This is a genomic window from Microcystis sp. M_QC_C_20170808_M3Col (genome assembly GCF_007095505.1).
In the GTDB taxonomy this organism is placed as follows: domain Bacteria; phylum Cyanobacteriota; class Cyanobacteriia; order Cyanobacteriales; family Microcystaceae; genus Microcystis.
Genome location: NZ_SFBY01000002.1, coordinates 1 through 2,503, shown reverse-complemented (window position 1 = coordinate 2,503; position 2,503 = coordinate 1). Strand labels below are relative to the sequence as shown.

The window sequence follows — 2,503 nt, the reverse complement described above, 5'->3', positions numbered from 1 at the left end:
TCTCCTAGTTATTTTGTTTCTTCTTTAGGAGGTGCAACCCTGGAAGTTCTTAAGTGCTATATTAAAGATCAAGAAAAGCCGTCGTAAAACGACGGGGTTTTAACCCAAATTTTCGATAATTAATTTTTCAAGCTTCAAAGACTGCAAAAATAAGGATTAAATGGCCTAAAATCTGTAAATAGACCATTTAATTGATTGTTATTCATTCTTAATTCTCCTGACTACTGGCTACTGACTCCTAACCCTAACAACAATTTTTGATTTTTACAAGAGGTCTAATTTTGGCACTGACTGGCTATCTGTTTAGCTTCCACCTGTAAACGCTGGGCCATGCGAAACATTTCTTGGCCGGTGTGGAGAGAGCGATCATCGTAGTTAAGGGTAAAGGTTTCCAATTCTTCTAGTCCATCAGTGAGATGATTGAGACAGTAGTAAAGAGAAGCGGCCACTTTGGCCATTTTGGCAGGGTTTGGCCGTTGGCAAAAGAGGGTTTTGGCTCGATCGAGATTTTGGCGACAGGTTTCTAGATAGTCTTGAAAAACAGCCATTAACTGATCATCGAAGGGATCGGCAGATAGGTGATCGATCTGACCTTTGAGAGGCCGGATAATTTGACCGATCAGCCGATTAATCGGGCTATAGGTCTGGTTATACCACTGTTTGACCAGGGCTTCGTCTTCCCGGGATGCTTCTTTGTAACGATGGTAATTTGCTTGGGCGGTGGCAGTGCGTTGGGCGCGCTTTTCCGGAGAATTGCTGATTAGTTGGTTATCGTAGTCTTTTCTTAGTCTCGGATCGCTTAATATCTCGTAGGCGGCGTTAATAGCGACGATTTTATCGTGACTGGCACTATCGTTTTGACTATCGGGATGGAATTTTCTTGCTAAACGCCGATAGGCCTGTTTAATCTCGTCAGGGGTCGATTTATAGCTGATTTCTAAGGTCTGGTAGTGGTTGCCGGTCATGAGCGCAAGCGATCGATCTGTCTTTTGTTATTATCGGGGCGGGGAAGGAGAATTGTCGAGAATGGGAAGTGGGAAGTGGGAAGTGGGGTGTGGGAAGGATAAATAAAAATAATCTCCTGAATACTGTCTCCTCAATCCTGACTCCTAACCCAATGCTAGATGTGGGATTTTTGCAGGAGTTCTATTTTTTGACAAAGATAAGCAAAAATTATTTATTGACTCTAAACACTTGAGAATATTTAAATTAACATTCCGCAATATTTATAAATTCTTAAGAATTAATTGAGAAAGATTTTTATTTAACAACGATGTTGCAATGGTTACAGCGATTTGGTAGAATTTCATAGTCGGTTATTCTGTGCTTTTTTGGGCAGCAGTGGTTGAAACCCTTGCCACACCTACAAGGTGATCCTAGTTAAGACAGGTAAATTAGTCAATTTCACCCACAACGATGATCTTTTTTTTGTGTAGTTTTGTTGCAAAAAAAAAGTTTTTTTGACAAAAAACACAAAGTATGATATGAAACCAACGCATTTCTGGCCGCGAGTAATTATTGCAGAGTGGGGTTAGGGTGTGGGGAGAATAAATAAAAGCAATCTCCTGACTGCTGAATTCTGACGAAATTAGCAAAATTAGACAAAAGGATTGATTTCAGGGATATGATCGATCGAGGGTAACTCTATTTTGCTCGATCGCTCTTGCCCAAGATAATAGGGACAATGAAGCTGACAATCGGGACGATGGGGAAAATCGACTAAATCATTTTGGTATGCTGATAGATAGCGATCGAGATCTTTCAATAAACGGCGTAAATCTCGCCCTGTCTGTTGGTGTAGTTTCCGATTATAGTTAAAAGTAATTTGTTCGGGGCTGCGGGGTAACTGCACAAACCAATAGGTCATCGATAAACTATCAAGAGGATAAGCAGAAGTTTCTCCCAACACATACAGATAAAGTCTCGTCTGCCAATTTTTGGCTAGTTTGTCAGCATCGATAGGTTTTAAGTAGGTTTTCCAGTCAAAAATTACGGCTCGATCGCTCTCTAATAAAATTAAATCATAGATAACCGTTAATAAATAATTACCCACAGTTAAACTGCGAGAATGTTCCGCTTCGCGATTCGCTTCTCCCGGATTTTGGGCAATGGCCGGGGCAGCCTTTAATAGGGCCGTTAAACAATGTTCTAACTGTTCATTTTCCCGTAATAAAGATGCGATCGGCAGCCCTAATTCCCGCTGCTGTAATAATAGGTGAAACTGACTGCCCCATTCTTGCCTCTGCAATTGTTCAGGGTCAGCCGGTGTGTTAAGTTCCTCTAGATAGACTTTTTGAAATCTGGGTGGACAGGTTTCCAATAGGTTTAAATGACCTTGAGCAAGACGGTAGATCTTAGGCATATTGACACTCCCATCGCTAAAAGCGAGGGATTCTTGGTTCACTGAGTTTCCTTAATCTGGCAGGACGTATCCAACCAAACCAGAGGGAATCTCACGCCGGCGCGTATTAGTTTCGGTATGCCCTACCGTACTTAGTCCCTT

At 41.6% G+C, this 2,503-nt stretch carries 2 protein-coding genes and 1 pseudogene; 1 reads left to right on the top strand and 2 read right to left on the bottom strand.

Annotation, left to right across the window (positions count from 1 at the left end; all coding sequences use genetic code 11):
* Positions 1–87: pseudogene (locus EWV84_RS22995) on the top strand (IS200/IS605 family transposase); the annotation flags it as partial.
* A 188-nt stretch (positions 88–275) separates the two neighbouring features.
* On the opposite strand, the gene EWV84_RS00025 reads toward EWV84_RS22995, so the two are convergent.
* Both EWV84_RS00025 and EWV84_RS00020 read right to left on the bottom strand, forming a co-directional pair.
* Positions 276–965, bottom strand: a complete 690-nt coding sequence (locus tag EWV84_RS00025; RefSeq protein WP_287075558.1) for a J domain-containing protein — start codon at positions 963–965, stop codon at positions 276–278.
* 632 nt (positions 966–1,597) lie between these two features.
* Positions 1,598–2,362: a PD-(D/E)XK nuclease family protein gene (locus EWV84_RS00020; protein ID WP_287075556.1), complete on the bottom strand. Its 765-nt coding sequence runs from the start codon at positions 2,360–2,362 to the stop codon at positions 1,598–1,600.
* Positions 2,363–2,503 lie beyond the last annotated feature (141 nt).